Origin of the sequence: Streptomyces sp. V3I7 (assembly GCF_030817495.1) — a bacterium.
Classification (GTDB): Bacteria; Actinomycetota; Actinomycetes; order Streptomycetales; family Streptomycetaceae; genus Streptomyces.
The window spans coordinates 3,809,365-3,829,693 of the sequence record NZ_JAUSZK010000001.1; the positions used below are offsets into that span (position 1 = coordinate 3,809,365).

General features: G+C 71.1%; 16 protein-coding genes and 2 pseudogenes. 11 read left to right on the forward strand and 7 right to left on the reverse strand.

The features are described from left to right. Nucleotides 1-76 precede the first annotated feature (76 nt). From QFZ74_RS17855 to QFZ74_RS17865, 3 genes are all read right to left on the reverse strand, one after another. Nucleotides 77-1,300 (reverse strand): DUF5667 domain-containing protein, encoded by a 1,224-nt coding sequence (locus QFZ74_RS17855; protein WP_307621817.1) that lies wholly within the window; start codon nt 1,298-1,300, stop codon nt 77-79. Between the two features lie 258 nt (nt 1,301-1,558). Beyond that, entirely contained in the window at nt 1,559-2,329 is a 771-nt protein-coding gene (locus QFZ74_RS17860) for an ECF subfamily RNA polymerase sigma factor, BldN family (protein WP_307621818.1), read from the reverse strand. Between the two features lie 312 nt (nt 2,330-2,641). Beyond that, nucleotides 2,642-3,565, reverse strand: a complete 924-nt coding sequence (locus QFZ74_RS17865; RefSeq protein ID WP_307621819.1) for an HAD family phosphatase — start codon at nt 3,563-3,565, stop codon at nt 2,642-2,644. Between the two features lie 93 nt (nt 3,566-3,658). Here QFZ74_RS17865 and QFZ74_RS17870 point away from each other — a divergent pair, with 93 nt between their 5' ends. The 8 genes and pseudogenes from QFZ74_RS17870 to QFZ74_RS17905 all read left to right on the forward strand — a co-directional run bounded on the left by QFZ74_RS17870 (nt 3,659) and on the right by QFZ74_RS17905 (nt 13,004). Continuing rightward, nucleotides 3,659-3,949: a glutaredoxin family protein gene (locus tag QFZ74_RS17870; RefSeq protein WP_307621820.1), complete on the forward strand. Its 291-nt coding sequence runs from the start codon at nt 3,659-3,661 to the stop codon at nt 3,947-3,949. A gap of 289 nt (nt 3,950-4,238) precedes the next feature. Further along, complete coding sequence (locus QFZ74_RS17875) at nt 4,239-4,997, forward strand: redox-sensing transcriptional repressor Rex (RefSeq protein WP_307621821.1); 759 nt, start codon at nt 4,239-4,241, stop codon at nt 4,995-4,997. Further along, nucleotides 4,994-6,691 (forward strand): glutamyl-tRNA reductase, encoded by a 1,698-nt coding sequence (locus tag QFZ74_RS17880; RefSeq protein ID WP_307621822.1) that lies wholly within the window; start codon nt 4,994-4,996, stop codon nt 6,689-6,691. Before QFZ74_RS17875 ends, QFZ74_RS17880 begins: the two co-directional genes overlap by 4 nt. After that, on the forward strand, nt 6,688-7,656 hold the full coding sequence (gene hemC / locus QFZ74_RS17885) for a hydroxymethylbilane synthase (protein ID WP_307621823.1): 969 nt from the start codon (nt 6,688-6,690) through the stop codon (nt 7,654-7,656). The genes QFZ74_RS17880 and hemC overlap by 4 nt, the downstream gene beginning before the upstream one ends. Continuing rightward, nucleotides 7,653-9,365 carry a uroporphyrinogen-III synthase gene (locus QFZ74_RS17890; RefSeq protein WP_307621824.1) on the forward strand — a complete coding sequence of 571 codons (1,713 nt, stop codon included), beginning with the start codon at nt 7,653-7,655 and terminating at the stop codon, nt 9,363-9,365. Before hemC ends, QFZ74_RS17890 begins: the two co-directional genes overlap by 4 nt. 113 nt (nt 9,366-9,478) lie before the next feature. After that, nucleotides 9,479-10,471, forward strand: a complete 993-nt coding sequence (gene hemB, locus QFZ74_RS17895) for a porphobilinogen synthase (protein ID WP_307621825.1) — start codon at nt 9,479-9,481, stop codon at nt 10,469-10,471. Nucleotides 10,472-10,682: 211 nt separating this feature from the next. Further along, on the forward strand, nt 10,683-11,069 hold the full coding sequence (locus QFZ74_RS17900) for a DUF805 domain-containing protein (RefSeq protein ID WP_307621826.1): 387 nt from the start codon (nt 10,683-10,685) through the stop codon (nt 11,067-11,069). Between the two features lie 719 nt (nt 11,070-11,788). Continuing rightward, a pseudogene (locus QFZ74_RS17905) lies at nt 11,789-13,004 on the forward strand (cytochrome P450). Here the strand turns inward: QFZ74_RS17905 and QFZ74_RS17910 are convergent. Next, nucleotides 12,981-13,169 carry a DUF397 domain-containing protein gene (locus QFZ74_RS17910; protein WP_307621827.1) on the reverse strand — a complete coding sequence of 63 codons (189 nt, stop codon included), beginning with the start codon at nt 13,167-13,169 and terminating at the stop codon, nt 12,981-12,983. The pseudogene QFZ74_RS17905 and the gene QFZ74_RS17910 sit on opposite strands and share 24 nt — an antisense overlap. Then, nucleotides 13,166-13,992 (reverse strand): annotated as a pseudogene (locus QFZ74_RS17915) (helix-turn-helix domain-containing protein). Before QFZ74_RS17915 ends, QFZ74_RS17910 begins: the two are co-directional and overlap by 4 nt. 113 nt (nt 13,993-14,105) lie before the next feature. On the opposite strand from QFZ74_RS17915, the gene QFZ74_RS17920 reads away from it, so the two are divergent. Together QFZ74_RS17920 and QFZ74_RS17925 are read left to right on the forward strand one after the other, a co-directional pair. Then, nucleotides 14,106-14,600: an ATP-binding protein gene (locus tag QFZ74_RS17920; protein WP_307621828.1), complete on the forward strand. Its 495-nt coding sequence runs from the start codon at nt 14,106-14,108 to the stop codon at nt 14,598-14,600. Next, nucleotides 14,597-15,064: a hypothetical protein gene (locus QFZ74_RS17925; RefSeq protein ID WP_373462404.1), complete on the forward strand. Its 468-nt coding sequence runs from the start codon at nt 14,597-14,599 to the stop codon at nt 15,062-15,064. Before QFZ74_RS17920 ends, QFZ74_RS17925 begins: the two co-directional genes overlap by 4 nt. Before the next feature lie 128 nt (nt 15,065-15,192). Here the strand turns inward: QFZ74_RS17925 and argS are convergent, their stop codons facing one another. After that, a complete protein-coding gene (gene argS / locus QFZ74_RS17930) occupies nt 15,193-16,962 on the reverse strand; it encodes an arginine--tRNA ligase (protein WP_307624188.1) in 1,770 nt (589 codons plus the stop codon). Nucleotides 16,963-17,097: 135 nt separating this feature from the next. On the opposite strand from argS, the gene lysS reads away from it, so the two are divergent. Further along, entirely contained in the window at nt 17,098-18,840 is a 1,743-nt protein-coding gene (gene lysS, locus QFZ74_RS17935) for a lysine--tRNA ligase (RefSeq protein WP_307621829.1), read from the forward strand. 69 nt (nt 18,841-18,909) lie between these two features. Here lysS and QFZ74_RS17940 read toward each other — a convergent pair whose 3' ends face one another. Then, nucleotides 18,910-20,220: a DUF2637 domain-containing protein gene (locus tag QFZ74_RS17940; RefSeq protein ID WP_307621830.1), complete on the reverse strand. Its 1,311-nt coding sequence runs from the start codon at nt 20,218-20,220 to the stop codon at nt 18,910-18,912. Nucleotides 20,221-20,329 lie beyond the last annotated feature (109 nt).

Below are 20,329 nucleotides of genomic sequence, written 5' to 3' on the forward strand. Positions count from 1 at the left end.
CTCGCGCGTACGACGACGGGGGCGTCCCTCACCATGAGGGGCGCCCCCGCTGTCGTGGTCGTACCGGTCGTACGAGCTAGTCGGCGTCGTCGCTGTCGATGCCCAGGCCGGGGAGCAGGCCCGGGAGGAGCGGCGGGACCGTGACGTCCGGGGCGCCGGCCGGGGGCTTGGTGGTGGACGGGGAGGCGCTGCCGGAGTTCTTCGGCGGGTCGAACAGGCCGCCCGTGCTGCCGCCGATCAGACCGTCGTCCGCGCTGTCCGAGGCGGCGCCGCTGGGGCTGCCGCTGGACTGGTGGCCGGGCGAGGTCCTGTCGCCGGTGTGGGGCGGGGCCGACCGGTGGGTGCCGGAGGAGCCGGGGGACGCCGGACCGGAGCCCTGGTGGCTGTCGTCGCCGGTCTCGGGCGACGGCTGTGGCAGCAGGGACTGGAGCGGCGCGACATCTTCGTCTATGGCGTCGAAGACCGACGAGACCTCGTCGCTCACGTCCCCGAGCTGGACCGGCAGCTTGTCGCGCAGCTGCCCCCACACCTCGCGGTGGGACCGGGAGAACGTCGAGAGGGCCTGGATGGGGCCCAGGGAGTCCGGGTCGCGCTCGTAGGCCTCGCGCAGCAGGCGGTGGCCCTCGGAGGCGTCGTGCCGCATCCCGGACAGCGTGCGCCGGACCTCGCCGATCGACTCGTGGTCGAGGTCGCCGCCGCGGCCGCGGTCCATCAGCCGGCGGGCCTCGTTCAGCCGGGTGGAGGCCTGGTCGAGGTAGAGCCGGCCGCGCGCGTCGTCGCTGTCGGTGAGGTGGTTGAGCTTGAAGTCCTCCATGCCGCGCTTCAGCCCGTACAGGGAGTCGCCGGGCAGCGCGCCGGAGCTCGCGGCGGCGACTCCGCCGAAGGCGCCCGCGGCGACTCCGACGCTGAGTCCGCCCGCGGCGAGCCCCTTGCTCAGCCGTGAGCGCGGTCGCAGCTTGCCCAGCGGGCTCGCCCGGTGTGCGCCCTTGGCCGCCCGGTGCGACCGCTGCTCGGGCACCGGAGAGTCCGCCGCCCCGCCCTCCTGGAGCATGGCCTCCATCGCGGCCACGAGCTGCGCGCGCTGGACGGTCTTGACCTCCGGGTCGAGCTGCGGCCGGGGCAGTGCGCCGAGACCTGCCGCCAGGGCCAGCAACGTGCCCCGCTCGGTCGGTTCCGCAGCGCCCGCGGCCGGTCCCGCCGGTCCATCGGACCGCTCGGCCGCCGTGTCCCGGGCGGACTGCTCCTCCAGGTCCTGGGCGAAGGCGTTCGCCCGCCGGTGTGCCGAAACGTTCGCGATCACTGGCGGCACCTCCTCTCGTCATGACGGTCGACTCCCCAGGGGGTCCTGAGGGTTGCACGGCCCCTGAGCCGTCGCCACACGATCGAGTGATCAGGGAAGGCCGGGACGTGACCACAGGGAGCCTGTATCCCGCACAACGACTGGTGCGGCACTTGGGTTACGGACGGCGGATGATCGGATCAGGAACTCAACGCGCCTTCACGGAACGTGAGTTGAATGTCGCCGACCGTGCCCGTCTTCAGTGCGCGTCCTCCGTCGTCAACGTGCGTCGTCCGGCAGCAGTCGCGCGAGGGTGCGGACGGCCCGGTACTGGAGGGTCTTGATGGCGCCCTCGTTCTTGCCCATCACCCGGGCCGTCTCCGCGACCGAGAGCCCCTGGAGGAACCGGAGCGTGACGCATTCCTGCTGCTGGGGGTTGAGACGTCGTACGGCATCGAGGAGGGCGGCGTTGGACAGGGACTCGAGGACCGAATCCTCAGGAGAGCGCTCGACCTCGTTGGCGTCGAGCATCTCGCCGGTGGTGACCTCCAGCCGGAAACGGCTCGACTTGAAGTGGTCGGCGACGAGGTTGCGGGCGATCGTGACGAGCCAGGCGCCGAAGTCGCGCCCCTGCCAGGTGAAGGTGCCGATCCGCCGCAGCGCGCGCAGAAAGGTCTCGCTCGTCAGGTCCTCGGCGGTCGCCTTGCCGCCCACCCGGTAGTAGATGTACCGGTACACGGTGTCGCTGTACTGGTCGTAGAGGCGGCCGAAGGCCTCCGCCTCGCCGGCCTGGGCGCGCTCGACGAGGTCCATCATCCGGGCGCTGTCGCTGTCCGCGGCGGGACGGCGCGCGGTGGCCGCACCGCTGGAGCGCCCTCTTCTGCCGACCGCGGCGCTGGGCTCGGCAAGGGCGTAGGCCGGGCTCACGGGCGCGGCGGTGGCAAAGGCGGGGACGGCGTACGCGGTGGGGACGAAGCCGCGCAACAGGCTGTGGACCGTTGCGCGCAGCGTAGCCAGGCCCGAGGCGTCAACCCCGACGTGTGGGTACACGGGACTCCCAGAGGCAGAGCTTCCATCACGTGCAGTACGGGACCGTTCACCCGTCGTGGCGACGGAGGGGTACCGGATTGCGTCTGAGGAGAATAACGCTTCGTGCAGGCACCGCTACGCCCAGTTGCTCAAATCATCGATTACGTCGCTTCTGTAGCCGATTGACGCCCCAACAGGAGTCGTAGTCCGATCGTTTGTTGATCGAAAAGGGGCCACTTTCGTCGAAGTGCGGGGCCGCTGGGACCGCCGACACAAAAACCGAGGGGCTGGAGGCGGTGCCTCCAGCCCCTCGGCTGTTTCGTGTACGGACGGTTACCGGCGGCGCCGGTGCAGGGCGATCGCCGCCGCCGTGCCGCCGGCCACCGCGCCCACGCCCGCCGCGGCCGGGATGCCGACCTTCGCGGCCTTGCGGGCGGTGCGGTAGTCGCGCAGGCGCCAGTCCTTCTCGCGGGCGTGCCTGCGCAGCTTGGCGTCCGGGTTGATCGCGTAGGGGTGGCCGACCAGCGAGAGCATCGGGATGTCGTTGTGGGAGTCGCTGTACGCCGCGCAGCGGGAGAGGTCGAGGCCCTCCGCCGCCGCCAGTGCGCGCACCGCCTCCGCCTTGGCCGGGCCGTGCAGCGGCTCGCCGACCAGCTTGCCGGTGTAGACGCCGTTCACGGACTCGGCGACCGTGCCGAGCGCTCCGGTGAGTCCGAGCCGGCGGGCGATCACCGTGGCGATCTCCACGGGGGCGGCGGTGACGAGCCACACCTTCTGGCCCGCGTCCAGGTGGGCCTGGGCCAGCGCCCGGGTGCCCGGCCAGATGCGGTCGGCCAGGTACTCGTCGTAGATCTCCTCGCCGATCACCTGGAGTTCGGCGACGCGGTGGCCCTTGACGATGGACAGCGCGGAGTCACGTGCTTCCTGCATGTGCTCGGGGTCCTCGACCCCGGCCAGCCGGAACCACGCCTGCTGCCAGGCGAATCTGGCGAGGTCGCGCGTCTCGAAGAACTTCCGCTTGTACAGGCCGCGGCCGAAGTGGAACAGCGCGGCGCCCTGCATGACGGTGTTGTCCAGGTCGAAGAAGGCGGCGGCCCTGTCGTCGCCGAGAACCGGGAACTCCGGTTCCTCCTCCGGGGAGTCGGGGGTGGTGTCCTGCGAGGACTTGCGGGCTGCCTCCGCCGAGGCCTCGCCTGCCAACACGCTTCGCGCCGTGGCGGAGCGCCTACGGGGAGTGAGCCATCCGAGAGCGGCCATGACGTGAGCATAGCCAGTCGGTCGGGGGCTTCCCGCGCGGAGAGGTTCGCGGGCTGTGAACTCTGCGCGGCGGGGCCGTTAAAGAGCGGGACAATGGCCTGCATGAGCCCCTTCTTCCGCCGTAAGTCCCCGGTTTCGCCCCAGGATCGGCTCGTCACCCTCGTCCGTAAGCCCGGCTGTCATCTGTGTGATGACGCACAGTCGGTCGTCGAGCGGGTCTGCGGTGATCTCGGAGTGCCGTGGGAGGCCCGGGACATCACCGAGGATCAGCGGCTTCACGACCGGTACTGGGAGCAGATTCCGGTCGTTCTGGTCGATGGCGAACAGCACACTTTCTGGCGCGTGAACGAGGAAAGACTGCGGAAGGCGCTCGTCGAAGGCTGATAGATCACACTTATTGACTGAAAAGTCGCTTAGGATCGAGCGGTCTTGGTTTCTGGGGGGCAGGAATCGTTGAGGAGTGTGTGCGGTTTTGGCCCCTTCGTCAGGGGAGCGTCGGCGCCTGCGCGCCCGCTCCATACGGCCGCGCCAGGGGTGCGTGACCCCGGTCACTTTGACCGGTCAAAACGGACACCATCTTTGTGCACGCGTTCACAAAGACATAGCCTGCTGTCGACGGGGCGGTCTGGGCTCATGTGACCGCCTTCAGCCCCGCTCTACCCGCAGGAGCACCGTGGCAACTGGCCGAACTCACCGACCGGCGACCCGCAGCCGAGGGATTCCCGAGGCCACCGTCGCCCGGCTTCCGCTGTACCTCCGGGCCCTGACCGCGCTGTCCGAGCGCTCGGTGCCCACGGTCTCCTCCGAGGAACTGGCCGCCGCGGCGGGCGTCAACTCCGCGAAGCTGCGCAAGGACTTCTCCTACCTCGGCTCCTACGGAACCCGCGGTGTCGGCTACGACGTCGAGTACCTCGTCTACCAGATCTCCCGTGAACTGGGTCTGACCCAGGACTGGCCGGTCGTCATCGTCGGTATCGGCAACCTCGGTGCGGCGCTGGCCAATTACGGCGGATTCGCCTCCCGTGGCTTCCGGGTCGCCGCGCTCATCGACGCCGACCCCCAGCTCGCGGGCAAGCCGGTCGCCGGCATCCCCGTCCAGCACGCCGACGAGCTCGAGGGCATCGTCAAGGACAACGGCGTCTCGATCGGCGTGATCGCCACTCCCGCGGGCGCCGCCCAGCAGGTGTGCGACCGCTTGGTCGCCGCCGGGGTCACCTCCATCCTGAACTTCGCGCCGACCGTGCTGACCGTCCCGGACGGCGTCGACGTGCGCAAGGTGGACCTCTCCATCGAGCTGCAGATCCTCGCCTTCCACGAGCAGCGCAAGGCCGGCGAGGAGGGCGCCGCCGGCGGTGGCACCCCCGCCGCCGCCCGCAGGGAGCCCGCCGAGCAGGGGCCGGACGGGGACGTACCCGCCGTGATGCCGGCATGAGTCTCCTCGTCGTGGGGCTGAGCCACCGCAGCGCCCCGGTCAGCGTCCTGGAGCGGGCCGCGCTCTGCGCGGACGACGCCACCAAGCTGCTCCAGGACACGGTCGCCGCCGAGCCGGCCGCCGAGGCCACGGTGCTCGCCACCTGCAACCGCATCGAGCTGTACGCCGACGTCGACAAGTTCCACGCCGGTGTCGCCGAGCTGTCCACGCTGCTCGCCCAGCACAGCGGCGTCGGCCTGGAGGAGCTCACCCCGTACCTCTACGTGCACTACGAGGACCGGGCCGTCCACCACCTCTTCTCGGTGGCCTGCGGACTGGACTCGATGGTCGTCGGCGAGGGCCAGATCCTCGGCCAGATCAAGGACTCCCTGGCCCGCGCCCAGGAGCTGCACACCGCCGGACGGCTGCTGAACGACCTGTTCCAGCAGGCCCTGCGGGTCGGCAAGCGCGCCCACTCCGAGACCGGCATCGACCGCGCCGGGCAGTCCCTGGTCACCTTCGGTCTGGAGCAGCTGGCCGCGTCCGCGGACGTGCCGGGCTGGGCCGGGGGCCGCAAGGCGCTGGTGATCGGCGCCGGCTCGATGTCGTCGCTGGCCGCGGCCACGCTGGCGCGTGCCGGTGTCGCCGAGGTCGTCGTCGCCAACCGCACCTACGAGCGCGCCGAGCGGCTCGCCGGGATCCTGACCGAGGCCGAGGACAACGCGGTGACCGCCCGCGCGGTACGGATGGACGCCGTGCCGGACGAGCTGACACGTGCCGACGTCGTCGTCTCCTGCACCGGCGCGACCGGCCTGGTCCTGACGGCCGAGGCCGTCGCCCAGGCCGTCGAGGGCCGTACCGGGCAGCCCGTCGCCGAGGCCGCTCCCGTGGCCGCGAAGCCGGAGACCCCGCACGCCGCCCCCGCCGAGGAGAACTGCCCCCTCGACCTGTCCACCGTGCAGGGCTCCACCGGCTTCTCCGTGATGGGGGAGGCCGCCGTGGCCGGCATGGACGCGGCCACCCTGGAGCAGCACGCGGCCTGGGTCGCGGGCGGCACGCTCGACCGGCGTGAGACGGGGCGCCGTACGCCCGAGACCGACGCCGAGGTGATCGGCGCGCTCGCCGCGACCGCGGCCACCGCCGGCCGTGTCCCCGAGCGCCGCAAGCCCGAGCCGGTGGCGGGGATCCCGCGTCCGGCCCCGGCCGTCTTCCTCCTCGACCTCGCCATGCCCCGCGACATCGACGCGGCCGTGCACCGGCTGGCCGGGGTGCGGCTGGTGGACATCGAGTCGCTGGCCGAGGCCTCCGCGGACGCGCCGATGGCGGCCGACGTCGACGAGGTCCGGCGCATCGTCGCCGACGAGGTCGCGGCCTTCGGGGCGGCCCAGCGGGCGGCGCACATCACGCCGACCGTGGTCGCGCTGCGCACCATGGCCGCCGATGTCGTCGCCGGCGAGATCGCGCGCCTCGACGGGCGGCTGCCCGACCTGGACGCGCGCCAGCGCGGCGAGATCCGCCAGGCGGTGCACCGCGTCGTGGACAAGCTGCTGCACGCGCCGACCGTGCGGGTCAAGCAGCTCGCCGCCGAGCCCGGCGGCGCCGGGTACGCGGACGCGCTGCGCACCCTTTTCGACCTCGACCCCGAGACGGTGGCCTCCGTCTCCCGGGCCGGCAACGACCCCCAGAACAACGGCAAGAACCGAGGGCCAGCATGAGTACCACCCGTGAGCCCCTGAGGCTCGGGACCAGGCGGAGCAAGCTCGCCATGGCCCAGTCCGGGCAAGTGGCGGACGCCGTGAGCCGGGTGACCGGCCGGCCCGTCGAGCTGGTCGAGATCACGACGTACGGCGACACGTCCCGCGAGAACCTCGCGCAGATCGGCGGCACGGGCGTGTTCGTCACGGCGCTGCGTGACGCGCTGCTGCGCGGCGAGATCGACTTCGCGGTTCATTCGCTCAAGGACCTGCCGACTACGCAGCCGGAGGACCTGGTGCTGGCCGCCATCCCCGTGCGTGAGGACCCGCGTGACGTCATCGTCGCCCGGGACGCGCTGAAGTTCACCGACCTGCCCCGGGGCGCCCGCATCGGCACGGGTTCGCCGCGCCGCATGGCGCAGCTGAACGCGTACGCGCGCAGCCACGGGCTGGACATCGAGACGGTCCCGATCCGGGGCAACGTCGACACCCGCATCGGGTATGTCCGTGACGGGGTGCTGGACGCGGTCGTGCTGGCCGCGGCCGGCCTGAACCGCATCGGCCGCATCGACGAGGTGACCGACTTCCTGTCGGCCGACACGGTTCTGCCCGCCCCCGGCCAGGGGGCCCTGGCGATCGAGTGCGCCGCGGACAACGCGGACCTGATAGCCGCGCTCGGCGAACTCGACGACCCGCGCACGCGGGTCGCCGTCACCGCGGAGCGTTCCCTGCTCGCGGCCCTGGAGGCCGGTTGCAGCGCACCCGTGGGCGCGCTCGCCGATCTTCTGACCGACGGGCCGACCAATGTCAAGGAAATGCGCCTGCGCGGCGTCGTCGGCACGACCGACGGTTCCCGCCTGGTGCAGCTGTCCACCACCGGTCCCGTGCCCACCACGCACGAGGGGGCGGGGGCACTCGGTCGCGAACTCGCCGCCGAGATGCTCGCCCAGGGCGCGGCCGGTCTGATGGGGGAGCAAGCACAGTGAGCCCCACCACCCTTCCCGCCGGCCTCGAACACGGTCACGTCACCTTCCTCGGTGCCGGACCCGGGGATCCGGGACTGCTGACTCTGCGCGCCGTGGAGGCGCTGGGGCACGCGGACGTCCTCGTCGCCGAGCACGAGGTGCTCGACGTGGTCCGTGTCCACGCCAGGCAGGGCGTCGCCGTCGTACGGACGGACATGGACGCGTCCGCCGCCTCCTCGGACACCCGTCCAGGCGCGGGCACGCCCCAGCCTGCGGTGATCGACGGCGCGTCGACGACCGCTGAGGCCCCGGCTGTGCGGGATCCCTCACATCTTGTCATGGAGGCCGCGCGGGGCGGCAGGCGGGTCGTGCGTGCGGTGTCCGGGGACCCGGGCCTCGACGCCTGCGCCGCCGAGGAGATGCTGGCGTGCGCCGCCGCCGGGGTGCCCTTCGAGGTCGTCCCCGGCATCGCGACCGCCGTCGGCGTGCCCGCGTACGCCGGTATGCCGCTGCGGGACGCGAACGGCGCGGACGTGCGGTTCGTGGACGCCCGGACGGCCACGCCGCGGATCTGGACCGAGGTCGGCGCCTCGGACGGAACGGTCGTCGTCTCGACGTCGCTGGACTCCGTGGCCGCCGCTGCCGGTGAGCTGGTGGCCGCGGGCCGCAAGCCGGACACTCCGCTGGCGGTGACGGTCGCCGGTACGACGACGCGCCAGCGCACCTGGTCGGCGACGCTCGGCACGATCGCGCAGACGCTGAAGCAGGCGAAGGTGCTGCCGTCCCCGGACGGCGGCCGCCCGGTGATAGCCGTGGTCGGCGAGCGCTCCGCCGCTCCCCGGCGCGAGCAGCTGTCGTGGTTCGAGTCCAAGCCGCTCTTCGGCTGGCGGGTGCTGGTGCCGCGCACCAAGGAGCAGGCGGCCTCGCTGTCCGACCAGCTCCGCTCCTACGGCGCCGTGCCGCACGAGGTCCCGACGATCGCCGTCGAGCCGCCGCGCACGCCGCAGCAGATGGAGCGCGCGGTCAAGGGCCTGGTCACCGGCCGCTACGAATGGATCGCCTTCACCTCGGTCAACGCCGTCAAGGCGGTCCGGGAGAAGTTCGAGGAGTACGGCCTCGACGCGCGCGCCTTCGCGGGCATCAAGGTCGCCGCGGTGGGCGAGCAGACGGCGGCCGCGCTGATCGCCTTCGGTGTGAAGCCGGACCTGGTGCCGAGCGGGGAGCAGTCCGCCGCGGGCCTGCTGGACGACTGGCCGCCGTACGACCCGGTCTTCGACCCGATCGACCGCGTCTTCCTGCCGCGCGCCGACATCGCCACGGAGACCCTGGTCGCCGGGCTGATCGAGCTGGGCTGGGAGGTCGACGACGTCACGGCCTACCGGACCGTGCGCGCCTCGCCGCCGCCGGCGGAGACGCGTGAGGCGATCAAGGGCGGTGGCTTCGACGCGGTGCTGTTCACGTCGTCGTCCACGGTCCGGAACCTGGTCGGCATCGCGGGCAAGCCGCACAACGTGTCGGTGATCGCCTGCATCGGCCCGGCCACGGCCAAGACGGCCGAGGAGCACGGCCTGCGCGTCGACGTCATGGCCCCGGAGCCGTCGGTGCACAAGCTGGCGGAGGCGCTGGCCGAGTTCGGCATGAAGCGCCGTGCCACCGCACTGGAGAACGGCGACCCGGTGACCCGCCCGAGCGAGCGGCGGCCGGGGGCGCGGAGGCGGCGTACGACCTGACCGGCCGGGGGCGGGTGCTTGCGGGCACCCGCCCCCGACCCGTTTCACGGCGGTGCGCAGGTCCGACAAACCGTCGGCAAAGGTGCCCCCTGGCCGGGCGTAGCGTAGGGCTCATGACGAAGTACGGATCCTTCCCCGGTTCCCGTCCCCGGCGGCTGCGCACCACGCCCGCCATGCGTCGGATGGTCGCCGAGACGCGCCTGAACCCCGCCGACTTCATCCTCCCCGCGTTCATCCGCGAGGGCGTGAGCGAGCCCGTGCCGATCGGCGCGATGCCCGGCGTCGTGCAGCACACGCGGGACTCCCTGAAGAAGGCGGCCGCCGAGGCCGTCGCGGCGGGCGTCTCCGGGATCATGCTCTTCGGGGTGCCCGAGGAGTCGAAGAAGGACGCGTTGGGGACGCCGGGCACCGACCCGGACGGGATCCTCCAGGTCGCTTTGCGCGACGTACGCGCCGAGGTCGGCGACGAGCTGCTCGTCATGTCCGACCTGTGCCTCGACGAGGTGATCGACCACGGGCACTGCGGCGTCCTGGACGAGCAGGGCCGCGTCGACAACGACGCCACGCTGGAGCGGTACGCCGAGATGGCCCAGGTGCAGGCCGACGCGGGCGCGCACGTCGTCGGGCCCAGCGGCATGATGGACGGCCAGATCGGCGTCATCCGCGACGCGCTCGACCAGATCGGTCGCGAGGACGTCGCGATCCTCGCCTACACGGCCAAGTACTCGTCCGCCTTCTACGGCCCCTTCCGCGAGGCCGTGGCCTCCTCGCTGAAGGGCGACCGCAAGACCTACCAGCAGGACCCCGCCAACCTGCGTGAGTCGATGCGGGAGTTGGCGCTCGACCTGGAGGAGGGCGCCGACATGGTGATGGTCAAGCCGGCCGGTCCCTACCTCGACGTCCTCGCCCGCGTCGCCGACGCGGTGGACGTGCCCGTCGCGGCGTACCAGATCTCCGGCGAGTACTCGATGATCGAGGCCGCCGCCGAGAAGGGCTGGGTCGACCGGGACCGCGCGATCATGGAGACGCTCACCGGCATCAAGCGGGCCGGTGCGCGGAACATCCTCACGTACTGGGCCACCGAGGTCGCGCAGAAGCTGCGCTGAGGCCGCCGCGGGGTGGCGGCCGGGGCGGTCGGGACAGCCGGGACGATCGTGGTGTTGAAACACGGTCCGAAGTCGATCCGATACCGAACCGACTGCCAACCGTCACCCTCCGGCATGACAAGTTCGCGTCAGCTCCCTATATCTTTACGGCTGGCCCGGCCGGAAACCGGCGGGTCGAACGTCGATGGATCTCTGACCCTGGGGGGCACCCATGAGCTGGTTTCTCGAAGCGCTGAAGAAGTACGCGGTGTTCAGCGGGCGTGCGCGCCGCAAGGAATACTGGATGTTCACGCTGTTCGCGATCATCATCTACATCGCGCTGATCGTCATCGCCCGCGTGGCCGAGGCCCCGCTGCTCATGGTGCTCATCCTCGGTCTCTTCCTCCCGAGCCTGGCCGTCTCGGTGCGCCGACTCCACGACACGGGCCGCACCGGCTGGTGGATGCTCATCGGCTTCGTCCCGCTCGGTGGCATCGTGCTGCTGGTCTTCGACTGCCTCGACAGCGAGCCGGGCGACAACAAGTACGGCCCGAACCCGAAGGGCGCGGCGGCCTTCGGCTACGACGCGAACCCGAAGGCGCCCGGCGACCTCGCCTGATCAGTACGTCTTGCACGGCGAGGCCGCCCGAGCACTCCGCTCGGGCGGCCTCGCCGTTGTCGGCGTGCGGGACGGCCACCGTGGTCGACCGGCCCCGCCCAGCCGAGGGCGGCGGGGGCGTAGGGTCTGTCGTTTGGATCAGGCTGGCTGTGAGGTGCGGTGCTTCTCGACCGACCCGAGCGGGGTCTGGTGCGTGCAGCTGCAAGGCGGAGGAGGGCGTCAACGCGATGGGGGTCCCCCCGCGCGAGCGGAGCCGAGCGTGGGGGAGTTGGCAACCGACGACAACGCGGCAGATGTGCGTGCCAGGCCCCGCGACGCCGGGATGATCCAAACGACAGACCCTAGGTCGGGGGACCCGGGTACGAGGTCTCGCCCGGCGCCAACTCCCAGTGAGCGGGCCCTCCTTGCTCCTCGCCCACCTCGATCAGCCACCCGGGCGGGAGTTGGAGGCCAAGGCTTCGGCCACTCGGGTCGCAGGCCGGCCCGGGCAGCGGATTGGGGAGTGTCGCCATGCCCGCGACTGTGGGGGGAGGGGCTGACAATCGGCCGGGAGGCACCCGGCTGACCCTCACGGCAGGCTCTGCGAAATGCATCTGACGGTCTGTTAACCCACCTGGCCGGACGTGCCGGTGCCGGTCACGGGTCGTGGCTCTCCGCCGTGTTTCCATCGCGTCAGGAGGTACGCCGTACTGACGATCGACAGATGGAGCCCTGTTCCGATGACCGCGGACCATGCCCACGAGACCATCAACTGCCCGTTCGACTTCAGTGAAGCCCTGGAGTTCGACCCCGCACTCGCTGACCTGATGCGTCGTGACACCCCCGCACGCATCCGGCTGCCCTACGGCGACGCGGACGCGTGGCTGATCACCGGATTCGAGTCCGTGAAGCAGGTGACCACCGACCAGCGGTTCAGCCGGGCGGGCATCATCGGCCAGGACTACCCGCGTATGACGCCGGAGCCCATCGTCTCCCCTGAGTCGATCAACGTCATGGACCCGCCGCACAGCAGCCGGGTACGCCGGCTGGCCTCGCAGGCCTTCACCCAGCAGCGCGTCGACGACGGCATGCGGCAGCGCATCGCCGCGCCTCGCCGACGACCTGCTGGACCGCATGGAGGAACAGGGCCCGCCCGCCGACCTGGTCCAGCACCTGTCCGACACGCTGCCCCGGCACACGATCATGGACCTCCTCGGCATCGAGCGCGCCGAGTGGCCCCGCATGCAGCAGTCCGTGCAGCAGCTCCTCGTCGTCGACCCGGACAACAAGCAGGCCGCCGCCAGCGCCAAGGCCGACCTCATCGCCTACTTCACCAAGATCGTCGAACAGCGCCGCGACTCACCCGGCTGCGACCTGATCAGCGCGATGGCCGCGGCGCGGGAGGGCCAGGAGCAGCTCGACGACAAGGAACTCGCCGTCATGGCGCTGACGTTGACGCTCAGCGGCCAGGACACGGCGACCTGCCAGATCAGTGACATCGCCTACTTGCTGCTGACCCGCCCCCGGCTCATGCGGCACCTCAAGGACCGCCCCGAGGACCTGAACGACGTCCTGAACGAGATGCTCCGCGCCATCCCCTTCCGCAAGGGGGTCGGCATTCCCCGGGTGGCCCTGGAGGACGTGGAACTGGACGGCGCGCACATCCGCGCCGGCGACTTCGTCCACGTCTCGTACCTGACCGCCAACCGCGACCCCGAGACCTACGACGACCCCGACCTCATCGACCCCGAGCGCCCCAGCGCCCCGCACATGACCTTCGGCTGGGGCGGCCACCGCTGCATCGCGGTCCCGCTCGCCATGGCGGAACTCGAAGTCGCTATCGGTCACCTCGTACGACGGTTCCCCGAACTCCGGCTCGCGGTAAGGCCGGAGGAGATCCGCTGGGACACCGGGACGATCCGGCGCTTCCCGCTAGAACTCCCGGTCACCTGGTAGGAATCGGGCCCATGCCTCCGGCGAGAACTGGAGCGTGGGCCCGCTGTCCGCGGGGTTCTTGGAATCGCGGACGTGGATGGTACGGGGGGTGAGGGCGACCTCGACGCAGGCGCCGCCTTCGTCGCTGCTGTAACTCGACTTGAACCATTCAAGCGCGGGGCTCATTGCTCTCCAACCAGACGGTCGAGCAGGCGTCTGAGTCCTCGACGGTGAGGGCCTGGGTTCGCAGCATCGCATATTTGCGCGCCAGGATGGACACCTCGTCGGGGTCGGAGACCCATTGGCTGCCGCGCTGGGACTCGGTGTAGGCGAGGTGCTGGTGGTCGGGCGTCTCCAGCAGGATGAACGGCCCCGCGTTTCCCGCGTGGGACGGGCGCGCCAGCGGCAGGATCTGCAGGGCGAGCCAGGCGAGTTCGGCGCACTCGCGCAGATGGCGCAGCTGCTCCAGGTGGATCTCGCGCCCTCCGGTCGGCATCAGTAACGCCGGCTCCCAGACGACGAAGCTCAGCGTCGGCGGAGTCTTGCGGCGCAGGATCTCCTGGCGGCCGATGCGGGCGGCGACCCTCGCCTCCAGTCCGTCCGCGTCGTACGGCGGCACGCGACCGCCGAGCAGCGCGCGAGCGTACGCCGGGGTCTGGAGCAGACCCGGGACGACCAGGGCGTCGTACCAGGACAGGGCGATGGCCTCGCGTTCGTGCTGGACGTACAGCTCGGCCCACATCGGGAACTGATCGACCTCCGGCAGATTCTCCACCCCCGCCGCCAACACCCCCTTCGTCCCCAGGAGTTCGTCCAGAAGCTCGGCCAGGTCCGGCTTCAGGGTGCGTCTTCCCTGCTCGATCGACGCGATCGTCTCCTCGTCGACCCTCAGCCGGTCCCCGAGCGCCCGTTGCGTGAAGCCCGCCGCACGGCGAGCCGTGCCGAGCTGAACGCCCAGCATCCTCATGGCCGAGAGGTTCTTCTTCCGCTGCGGCTTCCTGGAGTTCATGCCGGTCCCACTCCCCACGCCCGCCCGTACGCCACCCCGTGCGAACCCGTACAAAAAATCTGTACGGGTTCACTCACTGATCCACGCTAGTGACTCTCCGCGACGCTCGCCTCGTGAACGTGGAAAATCAACCCCCGTACCAGCGCGACCAGTTCTACGGCCGCAGCCGCCGCTCCGTGCCCGCGGCCAGACGCTTCGTCGCGTGGTCGCTGACCTACTGGGGGCTCGCCGGGTGGGAGCGGGCCGACGACGTGTTGCTGTGCGTGAGCGAGCTGGCGACCAACGCGGTCACGCACGGGGTGCCGCCAGGGCGCGGGTTCCTGCTTCGGGTGCGCTACGACGGTGACGTCGTCCGCGTCGAGGTGCACGACAGCGGGTCCGGCGTGCCGCGGGTCGCGGACGAGGCCGATGAGGGCGGCCGCGGGCTGCTGCTGGTGTCGGCGCTCGCGGACAAGTGGGGCGTGGGGGAGCGCAGCCCCGGCAAGGCGGTGTGGTGCGAGTTCGCGGGCCTCGCCGACGGACTTGCCGGCGGACTTGCCGGGCACCCCCGCGAACTCCACGATGAAGGAGGGGGTCGAGAAAACCTCCCGGTGAGGCGCCCGTCGTGACGATGGTGGGACTGTTCTGGATCACTCCGGAGGCGGTGTACGTGGGTTCCCCGCCCGCCGTCGACGGGCACTGTGTCCTGCTGACCACCGAGGGCGTGGAGGCCGAGTACCTCGACGGCTCCCGGACGTGGGCGTGGGGCGACGTGCGCTCCGCGGTCGTCGTGGACGTGCCCGGCCGGCGGCTGGGGTCGGCCCTGGAGGCCCGGGTCAGGCAGGACGAGGACCCGCCCCGGATGACCCTGCGGCTGGAGACCCCGTACGGGACCGAGGAGCTTCCGGTGTTCTCGGCGGCGGGCGGGTACGGCCAGGAGGAGACCGCGCTGTCCGAGGCCCTGCTGGCCCGGTTCGTCGCCGGGACGGCGGATCCGCGGACGCTCGTGGAATGGGGCCGTGAGCACCGTCTGGAGCACCCGCCGAAGGAGCGGGTGCGGGAGGATTTGCTGCGGGGGTGGGTGGAGGCGTGACGTCAGGCATCCGGGGGCGTAGGGCGCGGCGCGCACCTGGAGGTTCGGTTCTGTTCGGTACGACGACGGCCCCGGCGGAACGGTCGTAACCGTCCCGCCGGGGCCGTCGAGGTGCGGCTCCCGAGCGGTCAGAGGCGCTCGGGCGTCCTGATGCCCAGCAGGGCCATGCCCTGGTGCAGCGTGCGGGCCGTGATGTCACACAGGAACAGGCGATTCTCGACCTGCTCCGGCGTCTCGGCCTTCAGCACCGGGCACTTGTCGTAGAAGGAGGTGTAGAGGGAGGCGAGCTGGTAGAGGTACGCGGCCAGCTTGTGCGGGGCGTACTCCGCGGCGGCCTCGGCGACGACCTCCGCGAAGGAGTCGACGTGCAGGCCCAGCGCCCGCTCCGCGTCCGACAGTTCCAGCTCCGGGTGGGCCGCCGGGCGGACCTCGCCGGCCTTGCGGAGGATGGACCGGATACGGGCGTAGGCGTACTGGAGGTAGACGGACGTGTCGCCGTTGAGCGAGACCATCTGGTCCAGGTCGAACTTGTAGTCCCGGTTCGCCGACGTCGACAGGTCCGCGTACTTCACCGCGCCGATGCCCACCTGGGCGCCACGCTCGGCGATCTCCTCTTCGGAGAGGTCCTGCGCCTTCTCGCGCACGACCGCCGACGCCCGCTCGACGGCCTCGTCGAGCAGGTCGACCAGCCGGACCGTCTCGCCCTCACGGGTCTTGAACGGCTTGCCGTCCTTGCCGAGGACCGTGCCGAAGGCCAGCTGGTGCGCGTGCACGTCGTCGTTCAGCCAGCCGGCCCGGCGGGCGGTCTCGAAGACCATCCTGAAGTGCAGGGACTGACGGGCGTCCACGACGTAGACGATGCTGGTCGCCTTCAGGTTGAAGACGCGGTCGCGGATGGCCGACAGGTCGGTGGCCGCGTAGCCGAAGCCGCCGTCGGACTTCTGGACGATCAGCGGGACCGGGTTGCCGTCCGGGCCCTTGATGTCGTCGAAGAAGACGCACAGCGCGCCCTCGGAGCGGACCGCGACGCCCGACTCCTCCAGCAGACGGCAGGTCTCCTGGAGCATGTCGTTGTAGCCGGACTCGCCGACCACGTCGGGGTCCTGGATCTCCATGTCCAGCTTGTCGAAGACCGAGTAGAAGTAGATCTTCGACTCGTCGACGAACTTCTGCCACATGGCCAGCGTCTCGGGGTCGCCCGCCTGGAGGTCGACCACCCGGCGCCGGGCGCGGGTCTTGAACTCCTCGTCGGAGTCGAAGAGCGCGCGCGAGGCCTTGTAGAGCCGGTTCAGGTTCGACATCGCCTCCTCGCCGGAGGCCTGGAGGTCGTCGCCCGCCTTGTGGTCCAGCTCGTGCGGGTGCTCGATCAGGTACTGGATGAGCATGCCGAACTGGGTGCCCCAGTCGCCGATGTGGTGCCGGCGGACCACGTTCTCGCCGGTGAACTCCAGCAGCTGCACGACCGAGTCGCCGATGACCGCCGAGCGCAGGTGGCCGACGTGCATCTCCTTGGCGACGTTCGGCTGGGCGTAGTCGATCACCGACGTGCCGGGCCGCTCGGCGAGCGGGACGCCGAGGCGGACCGGGTCGGCGTAGCGCGCGGCCAGGTTCTCGGTGATGGCCTTGTCGGCGATCGTGATGTTGAGGAAGCCGGGACCGGAGACCTCGACGGCCTTGATCACGTCACCGGTGGTGATCCGGTCGACGACCTGCGCCGCCAGCTCACGGGGATTCGCCTTGGCCTTCTTGGCCAGCGCCAGGATCCCGTTGGCCTGGAAGTCGGCCCGGTCGCTTCGTCGCAGCAGCGGGTCGACGCCGTCGGCCTCCGGGAGGGAGGAAGCGAGGGCGTCGGAGAGGCGCTGGTTGACGAGATCGGTGAGGGACGTGACCGGGGCCATGGAGTGGGAGCCGTTCTCCTCGTGGGGATGGATAGACACGGTCAGTCTCTCACGGGTGGTAAAGGGGTTTTCGTGAATAGGGCCGCGCCTGGGAGAATGGAGCGGTCACTCTCAGAACTCTCAGAAATAGAGGACGTGCCGATCGTGGCTCAGAGCACCGAAACCACCGACTGGGTCTCCCGTTTCGCGGATGAGGTCATCGCCGAGTCGGAGCGTCGGGCCCCGGGCAAACCGGTCGTCGTCGCCTCCGGACTCTCCCCCTCCGGCCCCATCCACCTGGGCAACCTCCGCGAGGTCATGACCCCGCACCTCGTCGCCGACGAGATCCGGCGCCGCGGGTACCAGGTGCGCCACCTGATCTCCTGGGACGACTACGACCGGTACCGCAAGGTCCCGGCCGGCATCGCCGGGGTCGACGAGTCCTGGGCCGAGCACATCGGCAAGCCGCTGACCTCCGTTCCGGCGCCGAAGGGCTCGGCGTACCCGAACTGGGCCGAGCACTTCAAGGCCGCCATGGTCGCCTCGCTCGCCGAGCTGGGCGTCGAGTTCGACGGGATCAGCCAGACCGCGCAGTACACCTCCGGTGTCTACCGCGAGCAGGTCCTGCACGCCATGAAGCACCGCGGTGACATCGACGCGGTCCTCGCCCAGTACCGGACCAAGCAGAAGCCCGCCAAGAAGCAGCAGCAGAAGGCGGTCGACGAGGCCGAGCTGGAGGCCGAGGAGGGCTCGGGCGCGGCCGCCGAGGACGACGGCAGCTCCGGCGTCGCCGGTTACTTCCCGTACAAGCCGTACTGCGGCACCTGCGAGAAGGACCTCACCACGGTGACGTCGTACGACGACGACACCACCGAGCTGGCGTACACCTGCACCGCGTGCGGCTTCGCCGAGACCGTCCGGCTGAGCGAGTTCAACCGCGGCAAGCTGGTCTGGAAGGTCGACTGGCCGATGCGCTGGGCGTACGAGGGCGTCATCTTCGAGCCCAGTGGCGTCGACCACTCCTCGCCGGGCTCGTCGTTCCAGGTCGGCGGCCAGATCGTCGGGATCTTCGGCGGCGAGCAGCCCATCGGCCCGATGTACGCCTTCGTCGGCATCAGCGGCATGGCCAAGATGTCGTCGTCGCGCGGCGGCGTGCCCACCCCGGGCGACGCGCTGAAGATCATGGAGCCGCAGATCCTGCGCTGGCTGTACGCCCGCCGCCGGCCCAACCAGTCCTTCAAGATCGCCTTCGACCAGGAGATCCAGCGGCTGTACGACGAGTGGGACAAGCTCGCCGGCAAGGTCGCCGACGGCTCGGCGCTGCCCGGTGACGTCGCCGCCTACACGCGCGCCGTCGGCACCGCCGCCGGTGAGCTGCCGAAGACCGCGCGCCCGCTGCCGTACCGCACCCTCGCCTCCGTCGCCGACATCACCGCCGGGCACGAGGACCAGGCCCTGCGCATCCTCTCCGAGCTGGACCCGGAGCAGCCGCTGGGCTCCCTGGACGAGGCCCGCCCGCGGTACGACAAGGCCGAGGCGTGGATCAACACCCACGTCCCCGCCGACCAGCGCACCATCGTGCGCGAGGAGCCCGACGCCGAGCTGCTGAAGTCCCTCGACGAGGCCTCCCGGCAGTCGCTGCGCCTGCTGCTCGACGGGCTGGAGGAGCACTGGTCGCTGGACGGGCTGACCCACCTCGTCTACGGCGTGCCCAAGGTCCAGGCCGGGTTCTCCGCCGACGCCACGCCCAAGGAGCTGCCGCCGGAGATCAAGACCGCCCAGCGGACGTTCTTCGCCCTGCTCTACCACCTGCTCGTGGGCCGCGACACCGGCCCGCGGCTGCCCACGCTGCTGCTCGCGGTGGGCCAGGAGCGGGTGCGGAGCCTGCTCGGCGAGTAGGCCCCGGCAGACGAGGAGGGGGCGCCCGGTGCTTTTCGGCACCGGGCGCCCCCTCCTCACGTTCACAGGTCAGGCGGAGTGGTACTCCTCCAGCTCCGCGGAGTGACGTTGCTGGAAGCGCTCCGCGAGGGTCTTGGCGACGCCGCTGTCGAGCGTGACGCCGTAGGTCGCCTGGACGTTGTCGGCGAAGACCATAGCGGTGGGGTAACTGCCGTCTATCGACTGCCGGAAGACCTGGTACAGGTCCTCCTCGTCCGGCTCCGGGACGCCGCCGCCCTCGCCCAGCTCACGGGTGCGGTTGCCGGTGACAGGGATGGGGAAGCTGCCGGTCTCCTCCGGGGAGGGCGGGGGCTGGTCCTCGTACCACTCCCCGTAGGGCTCCTCCGGGAAGTACTGGGGGTCGTAGGAGGGGTCGTAGCCACCCTGGTACTCGACGGGCTGGGGCGGCGTCTGGAACCAGGGGCTGTTGTCCGGGCCCTGCGGGCCGCCCTGGTTCTGGGGATGGTTCTGGGGATGGTTCGGGTTCTGGTTCTGAGGCTGGCGCTGGACCTGGGACTGCGGCTGGGCGTGGGCCTCTTGCCCCGTCGGCCGTTCGTCCGGCTGCCCGGTCTCGGGGGCGCTCTCCAGTTCCGGGCGCTGCCCGGCCGCCGGCCCCGCCTGCTGCGGGGCGGGGGCCGCCTCGACCGCCGGCTGCGGCGCGGGCGGCAGCAGCACGGGCTCGATGCCCGCCGCGGCAAGACCCGCCGGAGCGGTCTGCGCCAGCGGGACCCCGTAGCGCGCCAGCCGCAGCGGCATCAGCGACTCCACCGGAGCCTTGCGGCGCCAGAACCGGCCGTAACGGGAGTTCAGCCGGGCCTGGTAGACCAGCCGCTCCTGCTCCAGCTTGATCACCTGCTCGTAGGAGCGCAGCTCCCACAGCTTCATCCGCCGCCACAGCAGGAACGTCGGGATCGGGGAGAGCAGCCAGCGGGTGATGCGGACGCCCTCCATGTGCTTGTCGGCCGTGATGTCCGCGATACGGCCGACGGCGTGCCGGGCGGCCTCGACCGAGACCACGAACAGGATCGGGATCACCGCGTGCATGCCCACGCCCAGCGGGTCCGGCCAGGCGGCCGCGCCGTTGAAGGCGATCGTGGCCGCCGTCAGCAGCCAGGCCGTCTGGCGCAGCAGCGGGAAGGGGATGCGGATCCAGGTCAGAAGCAGGTCCAGGGCCAGCAGGACACAGATGCCCGCGTCGATGCCGACCGGCAGGACGTAGGAGAAGTTCCCGAAGCCCTTCTGGACGGCCAGCTCGCGGACGGCCGCGTACGAACCGGCGAAGCCGATGCCCGCGATGATCACGGCGCCTGTCACGACCACGCCGATGAGAACGCGATGCATCCGAGTCAGCTGTGGCACGGCCACCCGACATCCCCTCCGTTGCCTGTTGTTGCGCGGAACAGAGTGGCACATCAGTGCGGCGGACGTGTGACCGGCAGGGGTGAAGCCC

Coding starts and splice junctions, on each gene's coding strand:
- QFZ74_RS17870 (WP_307621820.1), top strand. CDS start 3,659: ATGGCCTGCATGAGCCCCTTCTTCCGCCGTAAGTCCCCGGTTTCGCCC.
- argS (WP_307624188.1), bottom strand. CDS start 16,962: ATGGCCCCGGTCACGTCCCTCACCGATCTCGTCAACCAGCGCCTCTCC.
- QFZ74_RS17900 (WP_307621826.1), top strand. CDS start 10,683: ATGAGCTGGTTTCTCGAAGCGCTGAAGAAGTACGCGGTGTTCAGCGGG.
- QFZ74_RS17880 (WP_307621822.1), top strand. CDS start 4,994: ATGAGTCTCCTCGTCGTGGGGCTGAGCCACCGCAGCGCCCCGGTCAGC.
- hemB (WP_307621825.1), top strand. CDS start 9,479: ATGACGAAGTACGGATCCTTCCCCGGTTCCCGTCCCCGGCGGCTGCGC.
- hemC (WP_307621823.1), top strand. CDS start 6,688: ATGAGTACCACCCGTGAGCCCCTGAGGCTCGGGACCAGGCGGAGCAAG.
- QFZ74_RS17910 (WP_307621827.1), bottom strand. CDS start 13,169: ATGAGCCCCGCGCTTGAATGGTTCAAGTCGAGTTACAGCAGCGACGAA.
- QFZ74_RS17940 (WP_307621830.1), bottom strand. CDS start 20,220: ATGCATCGCGTTCTCATCGGCGTGGTCGTGACAGGCGCCGTGATCATC.
- QFZ74_RS17865 (WP_307621819.1), bottom strand. CDS start 3,565: ATGGCCGCTCTCGGATGGCTCACTCCCCGTAGGCGCTCCGCCACGGCG.